General features: G+C 55.2%; 22 protein-coding genes and 1 riboswitch. Of the genes, 12 read left to right on the top strand and 10 right to left on the bottom strand.

The features are described 5' to 3' along the window. The first annotated feature begins 1 nt into the window (after window position 1). Both cobO and R5H23_RS03710 read left to right on the top strand, forming a co-directional pair. Entirely contained in the window at window positions 2-610 is a 609-nt protein-coding gene (gene cobO / locus R5H23_RS03715; RefSeq protein WP_211499151.1) for a cob(I)yrinic acid a,c-diamide adenosyltransferase, read from the top strand. 29 nt (window positions 611-639) lie between these two features. Next, window positions 640-2,082: a cobyric acid synthase gene (locus R5H23_RS03710; protein WP_317214604.1), complete on the top strand. Its 1,443-nt coding sequence runs from the start codon at window positions 640-642 to the stop codon at window positions 2,080-2,082. A gap of 4 nt (window positions 2,083-2,086) precedes the next feature. Here R5H23_RS03710 and cbiB read toward each other — a convergent pair whose 3' ends face one another. Continuing rightward, window positions 2,087-3,079, bottom strand: coding sequence for an adenosylcobinamide-phosphate synthase CbiB (gene cbiB / locus R5H23_RS03705; RefSeq protein ID WP_317214407.1), 993 nt, complete (start codon window positions 3,077-3,079; stop codon window positions 2,087-2,089). A gap of 36 nt (window positions 3,080-3,115) precedes the next feature. Here cbiB and cobD point away from each other — a divergent pair, with 36 nt between their 5' ends. Both cobD and R5H23_RS03695 read left to right on the top strand, forming a co-directional pair. Continuing rightward, the gene (gene cobD / locus R5H23_RS03700; RefSeq protein WP_317214406.1) at window positions 3,116-4,153 is read left to right on the top strand and encodes a threonine-phosphate decarboxylase CobD; all 1,038 of its coding nucleotides are present in this window, start codon (window positions 3,116-3,118) and stop codon (window positions 4,151-4,153) included. Beyond that, the gene (locus tag R5H23_RS03695) at window positions 4,150-4,731 is read left to right on the top strand and encodes a histidine phosphatase family protein (protein WP_317214405.1); all 582 of its coding nucleotides are present in this window, start codon (window positions 4,150-4,152) and stop codon (window positions 4,729-4,731) included. Before cobD ends, R5H23_RS03695 begins: the two co-directional genes overlap by 4 nt. 330 nt (window positions 4,732-5,061) lie before the next feature. On the opposite strand, the gene R5H23_RS03690 is transcribed toward R5H23_RS03695, so the two are convergent. Further along, entirely contained in the window at window positions 5,062-6,135 is a 1,074-nt protein-coding gene (locus R5H23_RS03690; RefSeq protein ID WP_317214403.1) for a PQQ-dependent sugar dehydrogenase, read from the bottom strand. 315 nt (window positions 6,136-6,450) lie between these two features. Between R5H23_RS03690 and glgP the strand changes: the two genes are divergently transcribed. Further along, the gene (gene glgP, locus R5H23_RS03685; RefSeq protein ID WP_317214402.1) at window positions 6,451-8,958 is read left to right on the top strand and encodes an alpha-glucan family phosphorylase; all 2,508 of its coding nucleotides are present in this window, start codon (window positions 6,451-6,453) and stop codon (window positions 8,956-8,958) included. A gap of 18 nt (window positions 8,959-8,976) precedes the next feature. Here glgP and R5H23_RS03680 read toward each other — a convergent pair whose 3' ends face one another. Next, entirely contained in the window at window positions 8,977-9,138 is a 162-nt protein-coding gene (locus tag R5H23_RS03680; protein ID WP_317214401.1) for a hypothetical protein, read from the bottom strand. A gap of 116 nt (window positions 9,139-9,254) precedes the next feature. On the opposite strand from R5H23_RS03680, the gene R5H23_RS03675 reads away from it, so the two are divergent. Beyond that, on the top strand, window positions 9,255-10,508 hold the full coding sequence (locus tag R5H23_RS03675) for a CHAD domain-containing protein (RefSeq protein WP_317214400.1): 1,254 nt from the start codon (window positions 9,255-9,257) through the stop codon (window positions 10,506-10,508). A gap of 101 nt (window positions 10,509-10,609) precedes the next feature. After that, window positions 10,610-10,810 (top strand): hypothetical protein, encoded by a 201-nt coding sequence (locus tag R5H23_RS03670; protein ID WP_099212848.1) that lies wholly within the window; start codon window positions 10,610-10,612, stop codon window positions 10,808-10,810. 8 nt (window positions 10,811-10,818) lie between these two features. Here the strand turns inward: R5H23_RS03670 and R5H23_RS03665 are convergent, their stop codons facing one another. Then, entirely contained in the window at window positions 10,819-13,083 is a 2,265-nt protein-coding gene (locus R5H23_RS03665; RefSeq protein ID WP_317214399.1) for a TonB-dependent siderophore receptor, read from the bottom strand. A gap of 301 nt (window positions 13,084-13,384) precedes the next feature. Then, entirely contained in the window at window positions 13,385-14,230 is an 846-nt protein-coding gene (locus R5H23_RS03660; protein ID WP_317214398.1) for a fumarylacetoacetate hydrolase family protein, read from the bottom strand. Between the two features lie 154 nt (window positions 14,231-14,384). Next, a riboswitch (cobalamin riboswitch) is annotated at window positions 14,385-14,587 on the top strand. Window positions 14,588-14,678: 91 nt separating this feature from the next. Here R5H23_RS03660 and R5H23_RS03655 point away from each other — a divergent pair. Genes R5H23_RS03655 through R5H23_RS03640 form a run of 4 tightly spaced genes read left to right on the top strand, consistent with a single transcriptional unit; the run spans window position 14,679 to window position 19,607 of the window. Continuing rightward, a complete protein-coding gene (locus tag R5H23_RS03655) occupies window positions 14,679-16,904 on the top strand; it encodes a TonB-dependent siderophore receptor (protein WP_317214397.1) in 2,226 nt (741 codons plus the stop codon). A gap of 2 nt (window positions 16,905-16,906) precedes the next feature. Further along, window positions 16,907-17,665 carry an ABC transporter ATP-binding protein gene (locus tag R5H23_RS03650; protein WP_317214396.1) on the top strand — a complete coding sequence of 253 codons (759 nt, stop codon included), beginning with the start codon at window positions 16,907-16,909 and terminating at the stop codon, window positions 17,663-17,665. Then, entirely contained in the window at window positions 17,662-18,615 is a 954-nt protein-coding gene (locus R5H23_RS03645; protein ID WP_317214395.1) for an ABC transporter substrate-binding protein, read from the top strand. The genes R5H23_RS03650 and R5H23_RS03645 overlap by 4 nt, the downstream gene beginning before the upstream one ends. Next, window positions 18,615-19,607, top strand: coding sequence for an iron ABC transporter permease (locus tag R5H23_RS03640; protein WP_317214394.1), 993 nt, complete (start codon window positions 18,615-18,617; stop codon window positions 19,605-19,607). Before R5H23_RS03645 ends, R5H23_RS03640 begins: the two co-directional genes overlap by 1 nt. 21 nt (window positions 19,608-19,628) lie before the next feature. Here the strand turns inward: R5H23_RS03640 and R5H23_RS03635 are convergent, their stop codons facing one another. After that, window positions 19,629-20,384, bottom strand: coding sequence for an SDR family oxidoreductase (locus tag R5H23_RS03635; protein ID WP_317214392.1), 756 nt, complete (start codon window positions 20,382-20,384; stop codon window positions 19,629-19,631). 46 nt (window positions 20,385-20,430) lie between these two features. Further along, on the bottom strand, window positions 20,431-21,771 hold the full coding sequence (locus R5H23_RS03630; RefSeq protein ID WP_046901908.1) for a gluconate:H+ symporter: 1,341 nt from the start codon (window positions 21,769-21,771) through the stop codon (window positions 20,431-20,433). Between the two features lie 399 nt (window positions 21,772-22,170). Between R5H23_RS03630 and R5H23_RS03625 the strand changes: the two genes are divergently transcribed. Beyond that, the gene (locus R5H23_RS03625) at window positions 22,171-23,169 is read left to right on the top strand and encodes an LLM class flavin-dependent oxidoreductase (protein WP_317214391.1); all 999 of its coding nucleotides are present in this window, start codon (window positions 22,171-22,173) and stop codon (window positions 23,167-23,169) included. On the opposite strand, the gene R5H23_RS03620 is transcribed toward R5H23_RS03625, so the two are convergent. From R5H23_RS03620 to R5H23_RS03610, 3 genes are read right to left on the bottom strand one after another with little or no spacing between them, the layout of a single operon-like run. Further along, window positions 23,170-24,381, bottom strand: a complete 1,212-nt coding sequence (locus tag R5H23_RS03620) for a tetratricopeptide repeat protein (RefSeq protein WP_317214390.1) — start codon at window positions 24,379-24,381, stop codon at window positions 23,170-23,172. Beyond that, the gene (locus R5H23_RS03615) at window positions 24,378-25,241 is read right to left on the bottom strand and encodes an alpha/beta hydrolase (RefSeq protein WP_317214389.1); all 864 of its coding nucleotides are present in this window, start codon (window positions 25,239-25,241) and stop codon (window positions 24,378-24,380) included. Before R5H23_RS03615 ends, R5H23_RS03620 begins: the two co-directional genes overlap by 4 nt. Continuing rightward, window positions 25,234-26,262, bottom strand: a complete 1,029-nt coding sequence (locus tag R5H23_RS03610; protein ID WP_317214388.1) for a P1 family peptidase — start codon at window positions 26,260-26,262, stop codon at window positions 25,234-25,236. Before R5H23_RS03610 ends, R5H23_RS03615 begins: the two co-directional genes overlap by 8 nt. Window positions 26,263-26,274: the final 12 nt, after the last annotated feature.

Genomic DNA, 26,274 nt, shown 5'->3' with positions numbered 1-26,274 from the left:
CATGAACACCACGGATGATGCGGCCCGGCACCGGGAGAAAATGCAGAAACGCAAAGACGTGCAGGACAAGGAAGTCGCGTCAAAAACTGTCGAAAAAGGCGTTCTGGCGGTTCACACAGGCCCGGGGAAAGGTAAGTCTACCGCAGCCTTTGGCCTCGCGCTGCGTGCGCTGGGCCATGGAAAGCGGGTTGTTGTCGTGCAGTTTATCAAGGGCGCCTGGGTGACTGGAGAGCGTGCTGCGTTGGAACGCTTTGACGATCTGGTAGAGTGGCACACGATGGGCGAGGGGTTCACCTGGGAAACGCAGGATCGCTCAAAGGATATTGCTGCCTGTGCCCGGGCGTGGGAGGTGGCGCAAGCGGCCCTGAAACGCGACGATGTTGCTCTTGTGGTTCTCGATGAACTGAATATCGCCCTGCGATACGACTATCTGCCCTTGGAGCAGGTTCTGGAGGACCTGAAAGCGCGTCCTGAAATGCAGCATGTCGTCATAACCGGGCGCAATGCCAAACCAGCCCTTGTGGACGCTGCGGATCTGGTAACGGAAATGACACTGGTAAAACATCATTTCAGTGCAGGTGTGAAAGCTCAGGCCGGGTTCGAATTCTGATGACGCAGCGGAAGGGCCCCAGGGCTCTCATGTTTCAGGGAACGGGCTCCAGCGTTGGGAAATCTGTGCTCGTTGCAGGGATTGCCCGAGCCCTGACACGACGTGGCCTTACAGTGCGTCCGTTCAAGCCTCAGAACATGTCGAACAACGCCGCCGTGACCAGAGACGGAGGCGAAATTGGGCGTGCCCAGGCGCTTCAGGCTCGCGCCTGCGGGGTTCCTCCCACCGTGGACATGAATCCGGTGCTGTTGAAGCCGCAGAGCGAGACAGGATCCCAGCTTGTGGTTCGGGGGAAAGTGCGAGGAACCGTGCGGGCCCGCGCTTATCAGGACGTCAAGACAACTCTCATGCCAGACGTGTTGTCCGCGTTTCGCACTTTGGCGGCAGAAGCTGATATTGTTTTGATTGAAGGGGCGGGCTCGGCTTCAGAGGTCAATCTGCGGACAAACGACATTGCCAATATGGGTTTTGCCGAAGCCGCCGATGTGGACGTCGTGCTCATTGGTGACATCGACCGGGGAGGCGTGATTGCCAGTCTTGTCGGAACCAAAATGGTACTGTCAGAGCCGGACGCAGGGCGGATCAGGGGATTTATCGTAAACAAAATGCGTGGAGACGCCTCGCTGTTTACCGATGGCATGACCACTATTTCACGCCAGACGGGGTGGGAAAAGCTTGGTCTTGTCACGCACTGTGCGCATGTTGGTGACCTTCCCGCTGAAGACGCATCTGATCTTGTGAACGAAACGCCAGTAGGCGACGGCTTACGGGTTGTCGTGCCGCAGCTACCCACGATCGCCAATTTCGATGATTTAGACCCTTTGCGATCTGATCCGGGCGTCACTCTGGAGATCGTGGCACCTGGTCGGCCACTTCCAGTTTGTGACCTTGTGATCATACCAGGCTCGAAGGCAACTATTTCTGATCTGGCATTTTTCAAGAAACAAGGATGGGACATAGACCTGAAGGCGCATATCCGGCGTGGCGGTCGTGTTCTTGGCATTTGCGGTGGGTATCAAATGCTTGGAAAATCCATTGAGGATAATAAAGGGATTGAAGGCTCCCCGGGTCTCGTTGAGGGCCTTAACGTACTAGACGTGCAGACGGTCCTGACGAATGACAAGCGTTTGACGGAGGTAAGGGGATTACTGGTGCCGGAAGGCGTCCCCCTTGCTGGCTATGAAATTCATGTCGGGCGGACGGCTGGTCCGGCTACTCGGAGGCCATTTGCAACGATAGACGGTGAGCCTGAAGGTGCAGTTTCGCCTGACGGCCGTGTTTGGGGAACTTATCTGCATGGGGTTCTGTCTGGTGGACGCGCGCGGAAAGCTCTTCTTTCACGCGTAGGGCCCGCCGGGCCTGACCTTCAGGATCATGACGAGCGGGTTGAGGCTGTGCTGGATGCCTGGGCGGACCATCTTGAAGCCTGCATTGACCTGGATGCGCTTCTTGCATTGGCCCGACCTGTCTGATCCTTCAAAACCAGAATAGGCCAGAAAGAACGGCTAGAGCCACGCCCTGAAAAACACATGCTCGACGGTATAGTTGAAGCGCACGCCAAAGATCATCAGCAGTCGTGGTGACGCGTCCGTCGCCCATCCATGAATCATTGACCAGAATACCGTCATAAACTCTGGGGCCAGCTAATTTCAGTCCTAAGGCTCCTGCCATAGCAGCTTCTGGCCATCCGGCGTTGGGGGAGCGATGATTGCGTGCATCACGTTGAACGGAACAAAATGCCCTCGTTGAGTTGGCACCGGGGATCGTGAATGCCGCCAGAAAGATCCAGAGAGCGGAGAGGCGGGAGGCTGGGAGATTGACCAGATCATCCAGCTTTGCAGAGGCCCATCCGAAGGCTTTATGCCGGGAGGTAAGGTGGCCGATCATGCTGTCTGCCGTGTTGATTGACTTGTAAGCGGTTGTGCCTGGCAGGCCAAAGAGGGCAGTCCAGAAAAGCGGCGCAACAATTCCATCTGAAAAATTCTCGGCCAGACTTTCAATCGCGGCCCGTACGACGCCAGCTTCATTAAGCTGTTCCGGATCGCGGCCGACAATCATGGACACGGCTTTCCTGCCCGCCGGCACACCGCTTTTCTGCAAGCCAGTGTGAACTGCCCTGACATGTTCCCACAGGGAGCGCTGGGCAATCAGAGTGCTGCCCACCGCGCCTTCGATCCCCCAGGCAACGAGAGGCGGAAAGAGAAGGTCCAGGGCCTGAATGGCCGTGTAGATAATCAGAGTGGGAAGACTGATAAGAATGGCCAAGCTTACAATGCCACATAGACGTTGCCGGAAGGCGCTATCCTGTGGGCGGTTGAGTGAACGATCCAGTCGCGCGATAAGGGCACCAATCCACATGACTGGATGGCCAATTCTGCGGAAAAGCCAGTTCGGGTAACCGAAAGTGGCTTCAATTGCACAGGCCAGACAGGCAACAGAGAATGTGTGGGACAGGGGAGAGAAAGTCATGGGCCTGCGTGTTTTATCCAGATGCCGTGATCTAGCATGATGCCCACGGTGCTGGAAAACATGCCGATCCACGGTGGCCAGGTGCGGCAGGTTATGGAGCGGTTTCCCCACGCTCCAAAGCCCTTCATCGATCTCTCCACGGGTATCAGCCCGTACGAATATCCTCTTGCTCCCTTGGATGTCGCGGTTCTCACTAGGCTGCCAGAAGCAGCGGACGAAGAGGCGCTTCTGGTGGCTGCTGCGACAGCCTACCGCATACCGAGTGCAGGTATGATTGTTGCGGGGCCAGGCACACAGCTGCTGATTGCGTTGCTGCCCTTGGCTCTGAAAACGGAAAAAGTCGTTATTTTTGGTCCCACTTACTCCGGCCATGAGCAGGCGTGGAGAAATGCAGGAGTGGATGTATCGATCGTGACAGATCTTCAGGCATTCAGGGCTGCTGCAGGACGAGCGGAGACTGTCTGTGTCGTCTGTAATCCGAATAATCCAGACGGACGACGCCTGCCTGTCGAGACACTTTTAGAACTCTCGGATCGTTGCGCGGCATCCGGTGGCTGGTTAGTCGTCGATGAGGCGTATGCAGATTTTGATCATGAAAGCACTGCCTCGTCTTTTCCTCGGGCAGGGCTCTTGGTTTTGCGCTCTTTTGGGAAAACCTATGGGTTACCCGGTGTCCGCCTTGGTTTTTTAATCGCCTCTGACGGAACAGCGGATCGACTTCGGTCCATGATGGGGGATTGGGCGGTAAGCGCTCTGGCTCTGTCCGCAGGGCGGCAAGCGCTATTAGATCATGAGTGGTTGAACAGCACCAAAGGTCGATTGGAGCGGGATGCCAAGCGCCTTGTAAACCTACTGAAGGGATCGGGTCTCGTCGTTAAAGGAAACACCCTTCTGTTCTGCCTGGTGAGTTTGGATGAGGCTGTTTCGCTGTGGATGTTTCTCTGTGAACGCGGGATCGTGACCCGTGCGTTCCCTGAGCGGCCAACGGAGCTGAGGTTTGGTTTGCCGCGGGATAGCGCGGGTTGGGATCGCCTGGAACGCGCGCTTCATGATTGGTCAGAGATCGCAAAATGAAGCTGTTCTGCTTTGCCCTTCCATCGCTCCCGTCTTCGAAGCGAAGCATTTTTCCAAAGACAGACGAACTGCGCGATGTGGCGAGTACGGAACCTGCGTTTTGGCCAAAATCTCTACCGATCCTAACAGGGCGTGCGGCAGATGTTGCATGGCTTGAGGCATATTCCGAGCGCGCTGTGACCGTGGACGAACGGCTTCGCGGCCGTGATTACGGTGACTGGTGCGGGCAGAGCCTTAAAGCCTTATCGCCTGGAAGTCTGTCAGAGTGGATGACAGACCCCGATTTTTCGCCGACTTCCGGTGAAAGCCATAAGGAGATGTATGTCCGTCTTGCAGAGTGGCTGTCGAATATCCGTGACGCGGAAAAGTCTGTGATCCTGGGTGTGGATGCTGATGTCGTGCGGGGGCTTGTTCTGCTAGCGATGGGCTTGAATGCAGAAGCGGCGGGGAAGCTTGATATTCTCCCGCAGAGCTGGAACGTCCTGTCTTTTTACAGGACGTGGAGGGTGCAGGCCGTTTCAGTTCCAGACAACAGAATAACGTCTGAAATTATTTTCGGCTCAGAAAGCGATCGTTAATCCAGGCTGCGGCGCCCACGGCCACAAGGATGGGTCCGAGAATAAAAAGTACCGCTGCAAGGGCTACTAAAATAATAATACCGAAAGACATTTTCTTTTTTCCTTATTCAGGATGAAAACTGTTACGCTCTGAAGCACGTTTGCCATAGTTCATGCGCATATTCGCCAAGTTTATGCTTCACAATGACCTCTGAAAAGGGGAACGATATGCGTTATTTTCTCATGATTCTACTCGGGGCTGTCGTCACCCGCTTCTGGCTGCGGATAGCCTCCGTTCAGACGGTTCCGCGTGTCTCGTCACCTGTTCGGGCTCTTCCAACTTTATGACGCCTATTTCCGTACGGCAGGGGTATACGTCAACCTGTAGAGCGACCCGGAAAAATCGTCGCTAACGAGGATACTGCCGTCGGGCATCGGCTGAACATCCACTGGGCGGCCAACGGTGCGCCCATTGTGCCGAAATCCCCAGATTAACGGCTCTGGCTGCTGTGGATGGCCAGCACTATCGAGTTTGACGGAAACGACCTGATACCCTGATGGAACACTTCTGTTCCATGATCCATGCTCCGCAATCAGTAATGTCCCCGTCAAAGAGCGCGCTGCGGCGGGGCCATCGTAAAATCGCAGCCCCAATGCTGCGACATGGGTTCCAAGCTTCAGGGCAGGCGGAGCAAATTCACCGCACGAGTGGTCTTTTCCGTAATGAGGGTCCGGGACGTCTCCCTGATGGCAATAGGGATAGCCGAAAGACTGCCGGGGCTGGGTAAGGGTGTTCAGTTCGTCAGAAGGGACGTCATCGCCCATCATGTCCCGGCCATTATCCGTAAACCACAGGTCTTTTCCTGTTCGCCGCCATGCGAGACCAACCGAATTGCGAATGCCGTAAGCAACGTCCTGCCTGTCCGTGCCGTCGGGATTCATGCTGATGATTTTTCCGAGATCGTGGCCTACGTCGCAAACGTTGCAAGGCGCCCCAATGGTCACATACAGCCTGCCATCCGGCCCGAAAGCGATAAACTTCCAGAAATGGTCGCCGTCTTTGAAAGGCAGGTGATCCGTAATGACTTCCGGTTCTGCTGGATTGTCTAGGTGGTCTTCGATATTTCGTAGAACCAGAATGCGTTCGGGTTCCGCGATGTAGAGATCTCCATCATGGTATGCGACGCCGGAAGGGGTTTCGAGACCGCTGGCAAGTGTCCTGACCTGAACGGGACTGCCTGCATCACCCACTCCAGAGACTGCATAGACCTTTCCGGGCCCCATGGAGCCAAGGAAAACAGTTCCTCTGTCTCCAAGGGCGATTTCACGTGCTCCACGGACCTGTGCCGATATAACGTCCAAATGAAACCCGGGCGCGACAGACAGGCCTTCAGACAAAGGAGCACCCCATGCAGGCAGGGTCAAGCACGAGCCTATCACTGAGAACAGCAAAAGTTGCCGGAGCATGATGCACCTCATCAATGTGGAGCAGGGCTTGAAGGACAGCGCTGGTAACCGCAACGGACGAATGGCTCAGAGGTTTTCAGGTGTTCGGCTATTCCTCCATTTGAAAATGTGATGTCACGAAGGATGTCTGGAGCTCCAAAGCCCTGATACTTCCTCGGTTCTGACGCGTTAGAGGTCCAGTTGCTGCCTTAATGAACGCATTCTGTCCGTCTCTCTGAACATGTTCACCATGTTGGAGAGCGAGTGAGAACAGTCATGGGAGTTTCCAGGTCTATGGTTGACACTTCCCCCCGTAAGCCGCGCGCAGCAGAAGCCGCACTGCGTATGCTGGCACTTGATCTGCACTGGACATGGAACCACGAGGCAGATCTGCTGTGGCAGACGATCAATCCGGATCTTTGGTTCCGAACCTGTAATCCCTGGATAACCCTGACACGAACACCCAAAGCCCAACTGTGGGAAGCTCTACAGAACCTGGATGTCCGCAATCTCTTGAAGGCCAGCATGGAGCGCCGGAAATATGAGTTGGAGCGTTCCACCTGGTTTGCGGAGAAATATGCGGACGCGGAACTGTCTGAAGTCGCCTATTTCAGCATGGAGTATATGCTGAGCGAGGCACTCCCCATCTATTCTGGCGGGCTCGGGAATGTTGCTGCAGACCAGCTGAAAGCCGCGAGTGATCTGGGTGTTCCGGTTGTTGCGGTCGGGCTTCTCTATGCGCAGGGTTATTTTCGCCAGGTTATTACTCCGGCAGGCGAGCAGCGGGCGCTTTACCCGTTCAATGACCCTGACCAGCTTCCGATACAGCCCGTCCTCACGCCGGATGGGGACTGGTTCCGGCTCTCTGTCCAAACGGCAACCGGAGAGATCTGGCTTCGCGCCTGGAAAGCCGTCGTAGGTCGGACGACTCTGTACCTTCTGGATACGAACGATCCCTCCAATCCGCCCGCTGTTCGCTGCATCACGACCCAGCTCTACGGCGGAGATGCGGAACTTCGGCTGAGGCAGGAAATGGTTCTCGGGATCGGGGGATGGAGGCTGCTTCATGCTCTAGGGCACCGGCCGGATATCTGCCATTTGAATGAGGGGCACGCGGCTTTTGCAGCTCTAGAACGAGCCCGCTGCCTTTCAGAAGAAGAAGGTATTTCTTTCGCGCAGGCGCAGGTCATTGCCCGCGCGGGAACGGTCTTCACGACACATACTGCCGTGCCGGCTGGGTTTGATCGTTTTCCGCCTAAGCTGATTGAGAGCCATCTCACGTTCTACGCCGAAGACCGTCTGGGCATGCCAATTCAGGACTTTCTCTCGCTAGGGCGCCTTGATCCGGCGAATAAAGATGAGTTTTTCAACATGGCTTATCTCGCCGTTCGGTGCAGCGGGGCCGTTAACGGCGTGAGCCAGTTGCATGGGGCTGTGAGCCGGTCCTTGTTCACGCCACTTTTCCCGCGTTGGCCGCAAAATGAAGTCCCGATCTCTCATGTGACGAACGGCGTCCATACCCCGACGTGGGATTCAGCATCTGCTGATGAACTCTGGACCCAGGTGGGGGGGAGAAGCAGGTGGGAAGGAGATCTGGAAGGACTGGGCGATGCTGTTCGTCATCTTGATGACGACACTCTCTGGTGCAGCAGGTGCAACTCCCGGGCGGAGTTTGTTCACGCACTGGGGCAGGAGCTCTCTGCGAGACAATGCATCGTTGGCGAAGATGGGTTGTGGTGCCTGCCTGCGCCGTCGTTGAACCCGGAGGCGCTGACAATCGGATTTGCACGCCGGTTTGCCACTTACAAGCGTCCAGACCTCCTGTTGTACGATGAAGAGCGACTTGTCCGGCTGTTGCGGGACGTTCATAGGCCGGTCCAGATCGTTCTGTCCGGCAAGGCTCATCCGCAGGATCTGGAAGGGCAGGCGATGATCACACGCTGGGTCCAGTTCTGCCAGCGTCAGGATATCGTGGGAAAAGTTGTATTCCTCGCGGATTACGACATGGCTCTGGCCCAGAAAATGGTTCAGGGGGTGGATCTGTGGCTGAACACACCGCGACGTCCCTGGGAGGCCAGCGGGACCAGTGGAATGAAGGTCTTGGTAAATGGTGGGCTCAACCTGTCAGAACTCGATGGATGGTGGGCCGAGGCCTACGCGCCAGAGGTCGGCTGGGCGTTAGGGGACGGACTGGAGCACGCGGGAGATCCGGCCTACGACCATTCTGATGCACAGGAACTTTACAGGCTCTTGGAAGAGCACGTTCTTCCTGAGTTCTACGAACGCGATGCTGGCGGAATACCTAGGGCTTGGGTCGCAAAGATGCGCGAAAGCATGGCGCGTCTGACGCCTCAGTTTTCCGCAAACCGTACAGTTCGAGATTACACCGAACAGTTTTATCTGACTGGTGCGCAGCGCTACAGGCGTCGCTTGTTTGACCATGGGGTGAGTGCTGGGACGGTTCTCGACAGGCAAAAGGCTCTCTCTGCTGGCTGGAATGGCCTCAGGATCGGAGAGGTTATCATTCCCGAGAACGGTGGGGATCAGAAAGCGCATGCCTTCATTCATCCCGGAACGCTCGATCCTGCGTTGCTGCGTGTTGAACTCTACGCTGACGCTCAGGATGGGCACCCGCGCATCAAGTCCTTGACACAGGGAGAACATCTTCCGGATGGCTGGATTGCCTATACTCTTGAGACTGAGCTTCCTGCCCCCGCTGCAGAGTGTACACTGCGGATCATTCCGGCTGCAGAGATCATGAGTGTTCCGCTCGAAGCGCCTTTTATCCTCTGGCAACGGTAGGGCATGAAGGCTTACGCTTCATGGGCCGTCATGCTGGAGGGAAAAGAATAATGATCCGAAGCCTGTTGCCGCAACGTCTGACATTTCGCTTTCTACCAGAAGCATGGCCTCTCGTTCGTCACCACACAGGCATAGCACCCGCTTTGAAAAGCGTGCGACCGAGGCATCGGATCCGGACATTTTACGATACCGCATCCGGCATATTGTCTCGCCACGATTGGGCACTCTCCACCGGGCGAGATGGCCGTGCGTCAGTTCAGGTGCTTGAACCTGTTTCCTGGGCCGGGTTACCTAACATGACGCGGCCTGAACAATGGGTCTGGTCCCGGAGGGGATTACGTCCAGATATCAAGCTGCTCGAAGGCACTGGGGCTGCAAAACTCGATTTGTCAGGCACACTTCTGCCAATATACCGCACAGATTTTTGGCAGTTACAGGGAAAGGCGGCGGTTGGTGCCAGTAGCCTCAAGGTGTCTCTGTCGCGCGGATCAGTTCAGGCTGGAGAGCAAGCGGAAGCTGTTTGTGCACTGGATTTGACGCTCCTGAGCGGTGAAGTACGAGATTTGTATGCTTTTGCGCAGACTTTAAGTGATCTTCCCATATGGCTGACGGGGGAGACGCTTCCCATGAGGGGAGTGCGGCTGGCGCTTGGGCAGTATGATGAGGATGTCACAGTTCAATCGGCGCTACCTTTCGCAGGGGACATGACGGTTGGAAAAGGGTGGAGCCAGTCTGTTCGTTCTTTTCTGACGCTATTTCTTGCCGCGCAGCCTGCTGCTGAACACGGGAGCGTCGATGCTGTGCATGAGATGCGCGTCGCCGTCAGGCGGCTTCGAACGATCCTGAAAGCTTTTCGTCCTCTGTTCCCTAAGGGAGCGTTAGCGAATGAGATGTCAGTTTTTCAGCAAACTGGGCGGTTTCTCGGCAATGTTCGAGACTGGGATGTTTTTCAGACCGAAATTCTACCGGCTTATGTGAGTGGGGACATTGCGGCTGAATTCGTTCAGTTAGCCAAAGAAAAGCGAGCGTCTGCACTGGCGGAGATGCGAGAGAAACTGACTGATCCGAGCATAACGTCTACGCTACTTTCTCTTGGACAAAGCACGGAAGACCCTGAAGCTTTTTTTGGAGCCGAGACTGCTGACGCGCTTTTGGAAGACCACGCGCCTGTTCTGCTCGATCGAATGGCGCGTAAAGTCCAGCATCGGGGTCATCACATCGGGCACCTGTCAGACCGCCAGTTGCATGACGTCCGTAAATCTCTGAAGGGGTTGCGCTATAGTATTGAGAGCATTCTTCCTCTGTGTAAGGGGAGCCGCGTTGAAACCTATATGGGCCATTGCAAGGATTTGCAGGACCTGTTTGGTCGTTTCAACGATGCGGCAACGGCAGAGGCTCTGGTCAGGCAGGCGATAAAAGAAAGGCCTGACCTCACCGAAGCAGGAAATGCGATCATTCACATGGCGCATCGGGAGCGGGAAAAGATCCTGAAAAAACTTCCCAAGCGATGGAAGACTTTTTCGAAGGACGTCCCGTTCTGGTGTCAGTGAGTTATTTCCTTGTATGTAGCGGAAACCTTGGCTCCAGCTCCGATTTATGATCCAAACGGGCAGCCAAAAAGCGTGACTGATTGCCGCAAGGAGCAAAAATCATGGAAAAACGCTGGGTTCTTCTGACAATCATTATCCTGATTGCCGGGCTTATCATGATACTGCTGTGGGCCAGACAGACCGACCCGGGCACGATTGGCCCGGACACGCATACGGAGAAGACGGCCCCCCAAGCTTTGAACGCGGCACATCCATATTTATGGAGCCCCGCGTACAATCAAAGAGTTTATGAAGTCGGCTGAGATTTGCTTCAGAAATTAGAACGGAGCGTAAACATGAAGTTCCGCGGCTCTCCGTAGTAGTTGTAGTAGTACAGATTTCCCAGGCGCTGATAATATCGTTTGTTGGCGATATTGTTCAGTGTTGCGGAGAGGGAAAGATACTTGTTCCATTGGTATCCAGCCTGGATGGAGCCAATAATGTATCCGCCCTGCGTCACGGTGCGATTTGTGCCGAATGTACTCGTTTGAGCATTGAAGCCGCCGCCGATGCTCCAGACATTCTTTTGTGCCCCGCGATATGGCTCGAACCTGTAATGTGTCCAGAGCTTCCACAGATGCTTGGGCGAGTTGCCAGCATAGGTTAGGCCAGACTGTGTGGCGCTACCGTTATTGACGATCCGGTTGTCGTTATAAGTATAGCTGGCATTGATGTCCCAGCCCTCCAGAGGGCGGCCAATCAGTTCTGCTTCGGCACCTTGGCTGCGTGTTTTTCCTGTCGCGACGTAGCAGTCATCCACGCCGCCGGGCCCACAGATGGCGCCGATGGTGCCGTTATAGATGGCTTCGTTTTTCTGGATGATTTTGTAGCCAGACAGGGTCATGCCCAGGTGCCCGTGGAAGAACTCTCCCTTGATACCACCTTCGAGCTGATTGCCTCGGACAGGCGCAAGGCGCCCGGTGGTATCAAACGCAGACTGAGGCGAGAAAGTCGAAACGTAGCTGACATAAGCCGTGACATTCGGCCACAGGTGCAGAACGCCGCCGATGTAAGGGGTCAGGATGCCCTGCTGGTCGATATCGGTGCTGGTGGCACCAACAGTTGGGGAAATACGACGTGTCTTGCTGACATACCCGCTCACCCGGCCACCAATCAGGATGGAAAAGCGTGAAACAGGCTTGATCTGTGCCTGACCATACACGCCCCACTGCGTGGATGGCTCCCAGTAGCGATTGGTAATGGTAGGGAGAGCCAGAGACGGAATGGCATTGTTCGCATTGATAGGGATACCGGCAAGCGCCGTGTAGGTCCGGGAGTTTGCACTGGCACCGCCGCCTTCATAGAGATAGCGATCGTAGTTCGCTCCCATCATCAGAACATGTTTCTGCCCGAAGAGGTGAAGCGGCCCGGTGACGTAGGCGTCCAGGCCATCATTCGTCTCGTCATACCGTGTATTGGCTGCGACGAAATTGCCAGTCTTTGCGGACGCGTTATACGCGTTGAGATAAGCGTATTGCAGTGTGGTGGCTGCGGTTCGGTGACGGTAGTTGAGGCGCCCGCGCCAGCCATGAGAGAAGAGATGCTCCAGTTGTGCCTCAACTTCAGTCATCGGGACTTCGGATTTGCCCCAGTTGGCCCCCACCAACGTGCTCGTCGGCAGATTCAGATCCGCGCCATTACTGGCACGGGGAAGCCCCATATAACGGGTTGTATCGTTGCTTTGAGACGTGACGGAGACTGTCAGGGTATCATGCCGCGTTAAGTGCACATCTGTGACGCCATAAATCGTCCAGCGACGATCATAGGCATTGTTGTAGAACTGGTTGCGGTCGGTGCCTGCGACGACAAGTCGTGCCGAGACAATTTTTGAGTGCGCGAGAGGGCCGCCGACATCAAGGGTGGCATGGTAATTGTTCCATGAGCCAGCCGAGAACGAAGCATTGCCCTGAAAGTCATCGGTCGGGCGCTTGTGGACGAAATTGACACTCCCGCCGGGTGTGCTGGAGCCCTGAAGCATGCCGTCTGGTCCACGCAGGACTTCAATACGATCGTAGATGGCCAGATCATACTGTTGGCTTAAAGTCAGCCCACTCATGGACGGAACACCGTCATACTGGGCCTGTAACGAGAAGCCGCGGGCAGTGTATCCGCCCGTTCCGTCGCCATACATATTGACGTTCACGCCCGCGACCTGTTTGAGCGCAGCATCAACCGTATTGAGGTTCTGGTCTTTCATCTGCTGGCTGCTGAGAACTGAGATGGATTGTGGAACGTCCAGCGGTTTAAGGAGCATTTTCGTCGTAGAGACCGCAGAAACCGTGTAAGTGCCGGTACCATCCGTAGAGGCATTGCGGCGATGACCCTGCACCAGAAGCTGCTCAATGCTGCCGGGGGTCTCATCTTCTTGTGACGCGTGTTTCTGTTGCGTGCTCTGCGATTTTGGTGAAGCGGAACGTTCCTCTTTAAGACCGGTCGTTGAAGCTGATTTCTTACGAGCTTCTGGAGATACGTCATCAGTGGTCGCGGCAAAGGCGCCATTCCACGTGCCTGACAGCAAAAGTGCTGTAAAAAGCATTGGGCCTAGATGTGTACGTTGAGGAACGTTCGACGCTGGAAGTCTCATGGAAAGGGCTAACTGCCTCCTAGGAAATGAATTTTCACGAGAATTTCAGCTGACTTTCCCGTATTTCTAAAGTTACAAATGATATTCATTCTCAGAAACTTCAATCTTTAATTCACGCACCTTCGCAGTTGTAACATTGTAGGCAGCATTTCTGCGACGTTGAGCGGGCAAGTGGTTCGTACAAAAAAAATAATTATGAAAATGGGTGTTTTTCAAGAATCGCTTCGTAAAAGACGTTTTTCTGTCGAATCAGCTAAGAATTGGCCTTCACGGTCTGCCTTTGAATGCCAAGCCCTTCGATTTCCAGCTCTACGACATCCCCTGGTTCGAGATAGACTGCGTGAGGCTTGATGCCCATTCCGACGCCGGCAGGTGTGCCTGTAGCAATGATATCGCCCGGCATCAGGGTCATGTAGTTGCTGACATGTGAAATGATGCTGCGGACGTCAAAGATCATGTTGGAGGTATGCCCCGTCTGCCGACGGTGTCCGTTGACATCTAACCGCATGGAGAGTGCTTGCGGATCGGCGATTTCATCGGTCGTCACAAGCCATGGTCCTAAAGGCCCGAATGTGTCGCAGCCTTTGCCTTTGTCCCATTGACTTGTCTGCATCTGAAATGAGCGTTCAGAGACATCATTGGCGACACAATATCCCGCAACATGCTCCAAAGCCTTCTCCGGGGAGACGTAAGACGCTTTTGTGCCAATAATGACTGCGAGTTCGACTTCCCAGTCCAATTTGGTGGCATGTTGGGGGACCAGAATACCATCGCTCGGACCCGTCAGGGCAGAGATGGCTTTCATGAAGACGATTGGCTCTGAGGGGAGGGGAAGGCCTGCTTCCTCGGCATGATCCCGATAGTTCAGGCCAATGCAGATGTACTTTCCGGCACCGGAGAACGGAATACCGTAGCGTGGTGCTTCTGAAACAACAGGGAGAGTGCTCGGATTAATGGCCCGTAAGGCGTCAAGCTGCTCTGGAGACAGGTGGGCAGCCGTAATATCAGGCAGAATCCCTTTGAGGCTTCTCAGGATGCCAGTGTCATCAATGAGTCCAGGTGTTTCCTGATCCAAGGGACCAAAACGACAGAGCTTCATCCTGCGACACTTTCTGTCCAGAGTGGGGAAGCATGAGATTAGGCATGTTTTGGTTTCTCTTCCAAGGATTGAGGGGGCCTCCATTGTTCAAATTGATAACTTCAGTTATTGATATGTTATAACATACGTGTTTGACTATATGGGAGTTTCGGTTATGCCCCTGCTCAATGATGGTTCCCCGGAAGGGGATGAAAAGGGAACGCAGTGAAATGCTGCGGCTGCCCCCGCAACTGTGAGCGGTGAGGCTGATCACGATGGGTTCCGGGAACCCGGCCACTGGGGCGTCAGCCTTGGGAAGGCTCGCGATCTGCCGATGATCCGCAAGCCAGGAGACCTGCCATCGAAAATGGTCATGGACGAAGCGAAAGGGCGGGGTGCACCGGACGCAGCAGGATGGTTCATCCTGCTCATCGTAGTGACGCATTGTTGAGTGAAGTTTGCGTTATCCATGAGGAAAATCAGTTTTGTCGGTGTGTTGCCCGTTGCGGCATTGACCGTTTTTCAGCCTGCGTTCGCCCAGACAGAAGACGTCAGGAAGGCGGCGGCCAAAGCGAAAGAAGAACACATTACGGCGCATGGTCGGGCGCAGCCGCTGAAGGATAGTGCTGTTATCGGCGGCAGACTTGGGCTCACGGTTCAACATAATCCTGCGACGATCAATGTGATTCAGCGCAGCGTGACGGAACAGCGCGGTTATGCGCACGTTGAAGACGCCGCAGACAGTGCACCGGGTGTTTCTTCCGGTGGATCTCCAGGAAGTCCGGCGCAGATGATGATGCGTGGCTTCAGCGGAAATCAGGTTTTGATCCTGAGGGACGGAATTTATTACGGCCCGACCACGATGGTGAACCGTCCGCTCAACAGCTTTAATCTTGAGAGCGTTCAGGTTCTCAAGGGGCCGTCGTCTGTTCTGTACGGGCAGGGCGCTGTTGGCGGCACGGTGGATATGCGAACGCGTGACCCTGCGTTTGATGGGCCGCATGCTAATGCTCTGGTATCTTATGGCAGTTTCAATACGTGGAATGCTGGCGTGGGCGGTTCGGTTCCCATTACTGACACTTTGGCCATTCGAAGTGATTTCAGTCGTACCTCGTCTGATGGATACGTTGCTGGCGCAGACCCACACAGCAACGATTTCACGACAACGTTGCTCTGGCACCCTTCGAAGAAATTTACAGCCCGCTTTGGCGTCGACTATCTGACAGATCGCTTATCGACGTACTATGGAACCCCTTTGGTCCCGCTGGCTCAGGTCCATGATGGCGTAGGCGGCCTGCTGTCGTCTTCCAAGGGATTAGGCGTAAGCCGGTCATCGCTCTGGCGGTATTACAATGCCAAGGATGCAAAAGCTGGCTCGGTTAATGTGACTCCGACGCTCCATCTGACGTGGCAGCCAACGGAGAACATGACGTTCCACAATAAAACCTACGTCCTTTACGCCAAGCGCAACTGGAATAACGCTGAATCCTACAGCTATATCGGTTCAGCCGGGCAGACGGACGCAGCGGGAAATGCCATTGCACCCGGTCGGGTCGGTCGCGATCGGTTCTATGTTTATATGAACCAGCATCAGGTGGGTGACACGCTGGATGGCCAGTTTGATTTCCACGTTTTCGGAATGAAGAACCGTCTGGTCGTCGGTGGAGACGCGTATTATGTGCGGCTCATCCGAAACCGTGGTTTTCCGGACGCGACATATGCGGACAGTGTTTCTCTGAGTAGTCCTGAGAGTGCGGCCGTCGGGAGTTTTGCGGGGGAGTATCCATATACGAAATCTCCCACAACCATGGTGGACGCAGGCATCTTCATGGAAGACGTCCTGACAGTGCGGGACAATCTGCGTGTAGTGGGTGGATTTCGTTACGACTGGCTGAAACTGGATCGTCAGAATTATAGCCAGTCCGGTGCGTTCAATCCTGCGACCAGCTTCAAGGGGAACTACAATCCTGCCAACTTCAGGGTTGGCCCTGTTTATGATCTGACAGACAACATCAGCCTTTACGGCGTGTACACAACGGCTGAAGATCCGCCGGGCTCCAATATCTTCCTGGTTAATAAAGGGCAGTTTTCACGCCTGAGTCAGTCCAGGCAGGGAGAAATCGGCGCCAAGGGCTCTTTCTGGAAAGGGCGCCTGTCCTCTACGCTGTCTCTGTACGATATCCGCCGTACTCGAGTTCTTGTGGCCACAGGAGTGGACAGCGTGGCAACGGCGGGCGTTCAAAAGTCACGGGGTGTGGAATGGCAGGGGGACCTCACGCTGGGCAAACACTGGAGCCTGTCGGGAAATGTTGCCTATACGTGGTCTCGTTATGGATCATTCCATCCTTCAGCGTCAGTGAATGCTTCCGGGAACGAGGTCCCGAACGTTCCGGCTGTAACGGCTAACCTGTGGGGTGTCTGGTCCCGGGTTGCAGATCTGCCGGTCGATCTGGGGGCTGGTATGCGTTACGTATCTGCCCGCAAGGGCGATTACGCCAACACCCTGAGTCTGAAAGACTATGCGCTCGTCAATCTTTTCGCGGCATGGCACGCCTATCGTGGCGTGACGGTTTATGGCCGGGTAGACAATGTGGGAAACAAGCACTTCATTCAGTGGGCTGATACCAGTTATCCGAGTGAAGTGATGTTGGGGGCGCCGCGGTCCTTCTCGATCAGTGTTCAGGCCGGTTTCTGATCGTGCCTGAGGTTGTGCTTCAGACGCATGGTGCCGGGTATGACTGCATACTCTCTTTGACGGATTTCTCCGTCAGGGAGGGTGAGCATGTTGCACTCATTGGCCCGAATGGTGCAGGGAAAAGCACGCTTCTGAAGCTCCTCGCTGGATTAATTTCACCCACGGAAGGGGAGATAGTTCTGGAAGGAACGCTGCTCAGCACCCTGTCCAGACCAGCGGTAGCGCGCGAGATTGCATGGCTTTCCCAGACCGATGATGTAACTCCTGAATTCGTAGTTGAAGATTATATCGCACTTGGTCGTCTCCCGTTTCGAGGCACTCCTCAGGCGCAGCAGGATACTGCGGCTCTGCAAGCAGCAATCCAGTATTTCCGTGTCGAACCTTTTTTAAAACGGCCGATTGGCAGTCTTTCTGGTGGTGAGCGTCAGCGTGTGATGCTGGCGCGATGTCTGGCCCAGACCCCCCAAATACTGTTGCTGGATGAGCCCACCAATCACCTGGACCTTGCGGCCAGAGCAGAACTGTTAAGTTTGTTGCGTGACCTTCCTCTAACAATCGTGGCCGTCCTGCATGACCTGTCTTTTGTGCCTGATTTTGCGCCGCGAACTCTCTTGATGAGGGACGGAAAAATCATTCTGGATGGGGCGTCTTCTGAGGTTCTGCTCTCTTCGGAGCTAGGGCATGCGTTCGGCTTGAATGTTCATTCCGTTCAACTGGATGATGGCAGCACGACGTTCGTTTTTAGGCCGCGAGGCGCATGAAAAAGCCTGCCTTTATGCTGTTTCTGGGGTTTTGTGGCTTTGCCGTGCAAACTGCCTTCGCCTACCCGGTTACCGTGCAGAGCTGCGGGAAGCCCGTAACGATCACGCATCAGCCAGAGCATGCTGTCATCCACGACGTTAATATGGCGGAAATGGCCTTTGCTCTACATTTGCAGCCCTATATTCGTGGTCTGACGGGGATATCAGGCTGGAACAAATACACACCGGGTTTCAAAGCTCAGCAGGGCGATATCCCGGAAATTGCAACTCACTATCCCAGTCTTGAACAATTGCTTGATGCCGGAACAGATTTTTTCTTTGCCGGCTGGAATTATGGGATGCATGTCGGTGGGGATGTGACACCCGAGACCTTGGCAATTCAGGGTATCCCGACGCTTGTTCTGTCTGAAAGCTGCTTCCGGGCCGGGCACTCTACAGCTCTCCCGACGTTAGACCTTCTGTATGGCGACGAAGAAAACCTTGGACAGGTTTTCGGCCGGGAGCAGCAGGCTCGGCAATTGGTTGAAAGCTGGCAAAGGCGCGTTCAGCACATTCAGGATCGTCTCAAGGGCCATCATCCGTTACGTGTTTTCCTTTATGACAGTGGACGCGACCGGCCATTTACAGCTGGCCAATATGCCCTCGCGACAGAGCTGATCCGGCTGGGCGGGGGAGAAAATATTTTTCGTGATTTACCGACAAACTGGGGTGCCGCTTCGTGGGAGAACGCGGGTTTGCGTGATCCTGAAGCTATTTTGGTGATGGATTACGGGGCAGGTGTTTCAGACAGTCTGAAATTTCTGCGAAGCCAGCCATTGCTAACGGAGAGTACGGCCCTGAAGACAAACCGTGTTCTGGTTGTGCGCTATGATGAAATGACGCCGTCTCCCGCGAATATCGATGTGATCGAAAAAATTGCAGCCTTTCTCCACCCGGACGCAGTACCTTGATGAAACGCGTTCTTGGCATCAGCGCTTTGCCGGCTCTGAGTGTGCTGGCATTTTTGGAAGTTACACTCGGAAGTGCTTCTCTTCCCTGGCATTCGTTGCAAGCGGGACTTTTAGCCGGTCCAGCCAGTCATGATATTGCCGCCCGGATTATCTGGTCCCTGCGGATGCCAAGGCTGGTTCTGGCTTTCTTGACCGGAGCAATTCTTGCCGGTGCAGGAGCACTTCTTCAGGCCGTAACCCGCAACCCCTTGGCAGATCCGTTTCTCTTCGGGTTGTCCTCAGGCTCAGCAACAGGGGCTGTTGCTGTCATCGTATTGTTGGGGGACGTTTTTGGCGTCTGGACGATCGCTTTTGGTGCAGTCGGTGGGGCTTTTTTGGCAACTTCTGCGCTTTTATTACTGGTATCGTTTAGATCCCGGTCTGGCGCACGGGTCTCAACGGAACGAATGCTGCTGTCTGGTCTGGCGATTTCCTTCGTCTTCTCTACTCTGACAAACCTGCTGATTTTCTGGGGTGACCGTAATACGGCGCAATCCGTCCTGTTCTGGACGATGGGCAGTTTTTCCGCCGCTCGCTGGTCGGCCCTGCCACTTGTCGTGTTGGGGCTTTTGCCCGTGATCTTCGGTAAATGGGCTTTTGGAGCTGATCTGGATGCTTTGATGGCCGGAGAGGAAACCGCAGCGTCCCTCGGGGTGCAAACAAGAAAGCTACGGCTTTGTGTTCTTGCCCTTTGCGCGTTTAGCTGTGCAACCACAGTGGCATTGTGTGGGCCGATCGGCTTCGTCGGACTGATTGTGCCGCATCTCATAAGGCCCATCTGGGGACGGTCTGTTCGAAATATCCTTATCCCCGCTATGGTCGCGGGGGGGATGCTGACAATCCTTTCAGATCTTCTCAGCCGCTGTCTTTTGCCGTCTCAGGAGCTGCCAGTTGGAATAGTCATTTCTGCGATAGGCGCCTGTTTCCTGATGGGGCTTCTGACACGGCGTTGATGTGTCTTTGGCGCGTTTGCTTCAGAGAGACACCGTGATACCGCCGTCCACATACAAAACATGGCCATTCACAAACGACGATGCACCGGAAGCAAGGAAAATACAGGCACCCGTCAGTTCATCAAGCTGTCCCCATCGACCCGCTGGTGTGCGCTTCTCCAACCACGTTGAAAATTCTGCATCATTTACGAGTGCAGCGTTGAGAGGCGTGTCGAAGTAACCCGGTGCAATGGCATTGCACTGAAGGCCGTGTCTTGCCCACTCGGTCGCCATCCCCTTGGTCAGATTCCCCACGGCACCCTTGGTGGCCGTATAGGGGGAGATATTCGGGCGGGCGAGGGCCGTCTGGACGCTGGCAATATTGATGATCTTACCTTGTCTACGGCCTAGCATATGTCTCGCAACAGCCTGTCCAACATTAAAAATGGACGTCAGGTTTGTTTGAAGAACCTTCTGAAACATTTCTGGTGGGAAGTCCTCCAAGGGCGCGCGGTGCTGCATTCCTGCATTGTTGACCAGAATATCAATAGGCCCGGTATCTTCTTCGAAGCGATCGACTGCCGTTCGAACAGCTGCGTGGTCGGTCACGTCAAAAACAAGTGTCTCGACACCTCCCAGTTCCTCGGATGCAGCCGAGAGTTTTGAAGCATCCCGCCCATTCAGAACAACTTCAGCGCCCGCCGCTTGCAGGCCTTTAGCCAGACTGAAGCCGATACCTTGAGACGATCCCGTAATCAGAGCGCGGCGTCCCGTCAGGTCAAAAAGAGATACACTCATGGAAAATCCTTTTTCCTTTGCTGTGTCAGCGCTCTGCAAACGCGGATCAGATGAACATTGAAATACCAACGCAGAAGACCAGTCCCAGAACGGCAATGATCGTTTCCAGAACGGACCAGGTCTTGATTGTCTGCGGCACGGTCAGGCCAAGATATTCTTTCATCTGCCAGAAGCCGGCATCGTTCATGGGGCCGAAAGCTACGGACCCTGCGCCGGTGGCAATCACCATGAGTTCTGGTGATACGCCCTGCGAATGCGCGAGGATCGGACCCGCAATGCCAGAGGCAGTACTCATGGCAACGGTAGAAGACCCGCAAGCGACACGCACGATTGCGGCCAGAAGCCATGCGAGCACGAGAAGTGGAACGTGCGCGCTGACGGCAGCGTCCGTGATGGCTTTCGAGACGCCACTATCAATGAGTTCACGACCAAAGCCCCCGCCCGCACCAACCAGAAGCATGATAAGGGCCGTTGGGCCAAGACACTCATTGGTGAAGCGAAGAATGGTTTCCCGTGAAAAGCCGCGGGCCAGCCCCAGCACGTAAAACGACATGACGGTTGCCAGAAGCAGCGCAATGTCCGTGTTGCCGATGAAGTGCAGGAACATGTTTGGTGCGCTTCTCGGAGTCGTAAACATGTCCGCGGAAGAGCCGATCAGCATCAGGATGACGGGGCATGTGATGGTTAGGACGGTAACCGTAAAACCTGGGAGGTTTGTCGGGATTTCACGCCGTACAAACTGTTCTGCCAACGCATTCTTTTCTGTGATCAGAACACGGGGGCTGATGAAGCGCGCGAATAGCGGGCCTGAGATGGCTGCAATTGGTGTTCCCAGCAGAACGCCCCAGAAGATCGTTGTTCCCGTGTTGGCGTGATAGGCCGAGAGGGCAAGGAGCGTTGCCGGGTGAGGCGGGATCATGGCGTGCGTAACGGAAAGCGCCGCACCCATGGGGAGAGCTACTCGCAGTAGCGATGTTTCCGTTCGGGCTGCAAGAACGAAAGCGAGCGGGAAGAGCAGGACAACGCCAACTTCGAAGAAGACTGGCAGCCCCACAAGCAGGCCTATCACCATCATGGCCCAGTCAATCCGTTGACGACCAGCGCGCTCTGAAATTGTCAGGGCAATCCGGTCAGCACCTCCGGACTCAGCCAGCATTTTGCCCAGCATGGTCCCGAGAGCAATGATCGTGCCAACGTGCCCGAGGACGTGTCCGGCACCAGCTTCGAAAGATGCGACAACCTTGTCCGCAGGCATACCCGCGCAAAGAGCCAGCAGAATAGAAACGCTGAAGAGAACGATGAAAGGATTCAGACGAAAACGCGCAATGAGTACGACGACTGCAATGATTGCGGCTGTTGCCAGCAGAATGGCAAAGGTTGTTGTCATATGGAACGCAGCCCTGTCAGAACGAGGAAACAGTTCAGAAGCGGAAACCAGAAAAAACCGTTACGTGAGAGGCTCCTGCAGAGAACTGAAACTTTCTCAGACCCATACGCCGATTGCCTCAAAGAACGGATGTAAAGTCTGCGTCATGATCTCGGCAGAAGGCTTCCACCATCGCTCAAATGCTTGCGTTGAAGAATATGAAAGCTGTGAATTTTTAAATTATTCCTGCATTTTTCGGTCCTGACCCGACAGTAATGAAGCGCCTGAATGACGGGAACTTGAACGCAACGCATCAGTGAAGTGCCGCGTCAGGAGTCTGTACGGTGACAATGGCTACGGCTTTGTTGGTTCGTGCTACGGTGCCGTACGTCTGAACGCATTGACCTCAAGGACCACACAATGATCCCGTTTTCTGTTCTTGATCTCTCAATCATCACACGGGGCGCAGGCCCTCGTGAGGCGTTCAGGAATACAATCGATTTTGCCAAGCTGGCGGAAAATCTGGGGTTTCATCGGTACTGGCTGGCTGAGCACCATTCCATGCCGGGAATTGCGTCTGCGGCAACGGCCATTCTGATCGGTCAGGTGGCTGGGGCAACGACCCGTATTCGGGTGGGCTCCGGCGGAATCATGCTCCCAAATCACTCGCCCCTTGTTGTCGCAGAGCAGTTCGGAACATTGGAGACGCTCTTTCCTGGCCGCATAGATCTAGGTCTGGGCCGGGCACCAGGGGCTGATCAGAGAACAGCCCGTGCTCTGCGGCGCGATCCATCAGCGCCTGACAGGTTTCCGGAAGATGTGGTTGAGCTTCTGCATTACTTCGAGCCCATGGCGGCGGAAGATACGCATTTGATACGTGCCATTCCCGGAATGGGCCTGCGCGTTCCGGTCTGGATTTTGGGATCGTCTCTGTTTTCGGCCGTTCTGGCCGCCCAGTTGGGGCTACCGTACGCCTTTGCATCTCACTTCGCGCCAGCGCAGATGGAAGAGGCCATTGCTCTCTATCGGTCACGGTTTGAGTCGTCCGAAAGATGCGCGCGGCCTCATGTGATGCTGACAGTCAATGTCATTGCAGCGGATGAGGAAGCAGATGGCAAGCGCCTGGCGACGTCACTATACCAGTATTTCATGGCCTTGCGCCGCGGGCGGCCTATCGCGTTTCCGCCACCTGTCAATAATATCCTGTCGTTGTGGTCGGCAGAGGAGCAGGCGCTCCTTGAGCAGACGCTGGCTTATACGTTTGCCGGGTCCAGAGAGAGTGTGACGGGACAGCTAAGACACTTCCTGGAACGCCACAAACCTGACGAGCTGATGGTGGCAGTCCCGATTCATGATCAGGACTGCCGCAAGCGCTCGCTTGAAATTACAGCCAGGATCAAGGCAGACGTGGGGGCTTGATCAAGTCTGTGACATGCGTCGCTTCATGTCTTGATGGATTTGAATGAACAGGTCTCTCTGGGCGTGGCTGCCACCAATATCTTGCAAGTGAGGAAGCGCATCGTTGAAAGAGAGCAGGGCTAAAACGTTTTCATTGTGAAGATAAGCGTTCAGCCCACGGGCTAAAGGAATGCCTACCAGATCCCACGCTCGTTGATCTGGCAGGTTTTGCCCGGAGAGGCCCTCGATACGTCGCAGCAGATGCTGCCCTTCCGGACGATGGGCGCGGAGTAATCCGTAAAGATATTGCAGGGTCAGGAAGGGCTGACTGACATCATCCTGTCGTGAAGCGAGCCAGTTCGCTAGGTCCGTCCATCGGTCCTCGACATCAGCTCCCGCCAGTTCCAGACGGACCAGAAGGGATACTGCGCCAACCTGATCCTGTGAGAAGCTGCGTTCTCTGGTCCAGCAATGCTGGTCATAAACCGAAACAGCGTCGCTTACCCGATTGCGTGCAAGGTAAAAGAGAGCCAGATGCCACCACAGGTGCGTGTCCATGAAGGAGGTCAGTGTTTTCCAGCCAGCAGACCGCTCTTCAAGAAACGCGGTACCCTCATCAATGCGTCCCTGCGTCAGGAAAACATGAGCAAGGGCATGTTGGGCCCACGGCTCCGATGCATCCATGGCAAGGGCTGTGCGGGCAGAACGCTCAGCAGCAGGTAAATCGTGGCACTGCTCATAGGCAAAAGCCAGCATACCGTGCAGGGCGGCAACGTCTCCGGCGGCATCTTCGCTGCGTAACGCAACGGCCAGCATGTCCTCAAAGCGGCCTCGAATGAAATCGTGATACTGGCGAAGCTTCAAAGTCACCAGATCACGCGGCCATTGGGATAGAATACGATCTGTCAGGCGAAGAATAGCCTCTGGATCATCCGCAATAGAGGCCTCCAGAACTGAAAACAGAAGCTTTTCACGCGGAAGGGCACTGGTAACGGATTGAGTTGCGCGTTCATGATATCGGCGCGCTTCTGATGGAACATCACCTGTTTCAGAAAGCATCCAGAGCAGACCAGCATAGGTGTTCGCCAGGCAGTCCTCTGACTGATCTGCAACTTCAAGAATTTTGACGAGACGCAAGTCATATCCGAGGTAACCAAGGATAAAATCATTGATGCCAGCGATCGTGAACGCTTGGTCAGCAGAAATATCGTTGTTCAGAACGTCCTGAGTCATGGCGCCTCTCCGGGAGAGGAGGAAAGTCGCTGAAGTTCTCTTTCAACGTACTGGTTTACGATAACAGGCTGTTCCAGCATGATCTGATGACCGCAGTCTGGCAGGATATCCAAGGTGCTGGCGGGAAGGAAATCATGCACTTTTCTGACTTCCGCCAGAGGGACGATGCCATCGTTCTGACCCGCAAGAATATGCACGGGCTTGTCAAAATGGCGCAGGATTTCCGTATTGACCGGGGCCGCACCTGAACGGACAGCATTGATCATGAACAGGCTGTTGCGCTTCGTCGCCTGACGCTCGGTTTTGAGTATCTCTGGATCTACGTCTGGAGCCCATGCCAGCTTCTCGAAGCGAGCCTGTAAAGCCGGTCTTGCAAACGAGGCGATCCAGAAGGGCAGACGGTCCATCCAGTTTCCAAACATCGGCCCCTTTAGGGACGGGGCAAGAGATGCCGGTCCCAACAGAATGAGGCCATCAACGGGTATGTCCTCTCCAGCAGCAAGTAATCCGGAAATCCATTCCAGCGTGATGCGACACCCAAAAGAATGAGCGACGATGATGCGTTTGCGCGAGGGGAACGCTGCCAGAACAGCGGCAAGGTCTTGTACCGAAAACCGACTGGCAAAAACCTGTTCGTGCTTGGAGCGCGCACTCTCGCCATGTCCAAGCGCATCCCATGCGACGAGATTGATGGGCTCTTTGGAAAACCGGTCCCACTGTAGCCGCCACTGCTGACGGTTCCCGCCCAATCCGTGCACAAAAAAGAGCGTTGTGTCACTTCCAGCCTGTTTTGAAGAGACGGCAAGCCTGCGGCCTGGAACGCGGAAAAATGTTTCTGCTGGTGGAAGTGTCTCAGTCATGGCTGGTATTCCTCCCAAAACGTTCCTGCCACGTGGGGCGAGTGGGCTCACCCGGCAAGGGCGATGCCTCATAAACGCCGCGCGCGATCGCTCGGGCTGTGACCTGCGTGGCCGTATGGAGAATTTCGGTCCACTCCTCAATGGAAGCGGGCGCGGGTGCATCGCCTGTAGCGATGCCGAACACTGCGTCTCCATCCTGTGGGAGATGCGCGGGGAAAACGCCACGTGCGACGCCATCCTGCGCCAGAATGGCCAAGCGTTTGGCTTGAGCTTTCGTCAGGGTGGCATCAGTGGCAATAACGCCGATTGTGGTTCCAGCAACGTAATTCGGCTTCATGCGGAGTTTGAGGTCATCTGCTGTCAGATGTGGCGGGAAACCGTGCCCTCCGAATTCATCATCCTGTTCGAAAGGCGCGCTCCAGAAGTGCGGTCCGTCTCCAACTGTGGCCGTCCCGACAGCATTGACGACCATAAGCGCTGCGACCGTGTGCCCGCTGGAGGTTATGGCGCTGGCTGATCCAAGTCCCCCTCTCACAGTCGCAGTAGTTGCGCCGGTTCCGGCGCCTTCGGTCCCTAGTTTGAAGGGACCGTGAGATGCTGTTTGTGCGGCCTGATAGCCCAGTTCCGCATAAGGCGAGTATCGCCCCCAGTCCTTATCGCCGCCGTTTACAAGGTCGAAAAGACTGGCCTGCACCACAATAGGCACACGGACTTGGCCATCTGGCGTGGGAAGAGCGTCAAACTCTTCTCTCAGCCATGCCTGCACGCCGGCAGTTGCATCCAGACCGTACGTCGATCCACCGGACAGCACGATGGCGTGAATGCCATCCACCAGCATTTCTGGCTCCAGAAGCGCATTTTCCCGAAGTGCAGGGGCTCCGCCAAGAAAGCTGCCTGAAGCGACAACTGGCCGGTCGAACATAAGCGCCGTGACGCCAGTTCTTTGTTGAACATTGCGCACATTTCCAACGCGAATGCCCGGAATGTCCGTGATGAGATTATGGCGGATTCTGGAAGTCATGGCACGTGTGAT

Source organism: Gluconobacter sp. GP1, assembly GCF_032913585.1.
Taxonomy (GTDB): Bacteria; Pseudomonadota; Alphaproteobacteria; order Acetobacterales; family Acetobacteraceae; genus Gluconobacter; species Gluconobacter cerinus.
This window is presented reverse-complemented; position numbering and strand designations above follow the sequence as displayed.